This is a genomic window from Collinsella intestinalis DSM 13280 (assembly GCF_000156175.1).
In the GTDB taxonomy this organism is placed as follows: domain Bacteria; phylum Actinomycetota; class Coriobacteriia; order Coriobacteriales; family Coriobacteriaceae; genus Collinsella; species Collinsella intestinalis.
In genome coordinates this window covers 1157035-1157982 of the sequence record NZ_GG692710.1, presented here as the reverse complement: position 1 = coordinate 1157982, position 948 = coordinate 1157035, and the positions used below count along the sequence as shown (strand labels likewise).

The window sequence follows — 948 nt, the reverse complement described above, 5'->3', positions numbered from 1 at the left end:
GGCGGCTTCGACCGAGATGGGGGGCGCTGCATGCGCCGGGGCCGTATGGGCGGGCGGCATGGGGGCCGGCTTGTCGTAATCGGGCACCCAGGGATCCGGGGCGCCCGATGCCGGAATAGCAGAGGCCGGGGCCACAGGGGCCGCCGGTCGAGCGTGCTGGGCTTGTGATTCGTACCCGGTGGTGCGCAGGTCGTCCTGCTCGGGTGTCATCGACGGTTCACCTTCATGACCACGTCGCCGATCTGGACCTCATCGCCTTCGCGAAGGGTCGCAGGCTCCTGCAGCGCGCGGCCGTTGACGAGGGTGCCGTTGAGCGAGTTGAGGTCCTCGATCACGAGCGCGGGACCCTGGAGGGAGAAGCGCGCGTGGCTCGCGGAGACGAAGGGCTCGTTCACGCAGATATCGGAGGACGGGGAGCGGCCCACGATGACCGGCCCCAGAATGTCCATGTGGATGCCGCGAATACCGCGCGGTCCCTTATCGACATCGATCGTCCAGATCGCGGAGTCGCGGCGCTGGCCGCGCACCAGCCCCACGCCCGTCTTCATGACGGCGAACAGGAAGATGTAGAGCAGTGCGACGAGGACGATGCGCCCGGCGAACAGGATGATGTCGATCACAGGCTAACCCCTAAACTCGAAGGTGCTCAGACCGAAGGTCAGCACGTCGCCGTTGCGTAGGGGGCAACGGGTGATGCGGCGGTTGTTGACCATGGTGCCATTGGTGGAATTGAGGTCCTCGATGGACCAGTCGCTGCCGGTGAAGGTCAGCTCGGCGTGGCGGCGGCTCACGTTGGGGTCGCGCAGGACGACGTCGGCCACGGAGCGCTCGCGGCCCACGGTGGCGCGGGCGGAGGTGAGCTCATAGGTGTCGCCGGTCACGACGTCGACGAGTTGGGCGAGCGGACGGGAGGGGGCAGCGGGCTTTGCGGGCGCCATATGGGCCGCG

The 948-nt window shown here is 68.0% G+C and carries 3 protein-coding genes; all 3 read right to left on the bottom strand.

Going from position 1 to position 948, the window contains the following annotated elements; genetic code table 11:
• A partial coding sequence (locus COLINT_RS08725) for a hypothetical protein (RefSeq protein ID WP_211203991.1) occupies positions 1-210 on the bottom strand: 210 nt, incomplete at its 3' end.
• On the bottom strand, positions 207-620 hold the full coding sequence (locus COLINT_RS05315) for an FHA domain-containing protein (protein WP_006723393.1): 414 nt from the start codon (positions 618-620) through the stop codon (positions 207-209). The genes COLINT_RS08725 and COLINT_RS05315, both read right to left, overlap by 4 nt.
• Before the next feature lie 3 nt (positions 621-623).
• A partial coding sequence (locus COLINT_RS05310) for an FHA domain-containing protein (RefSeq protein WP_006723392.1) occupies positions 624-948 on the bottom strand: 325 nt, incomplete at its 5' end.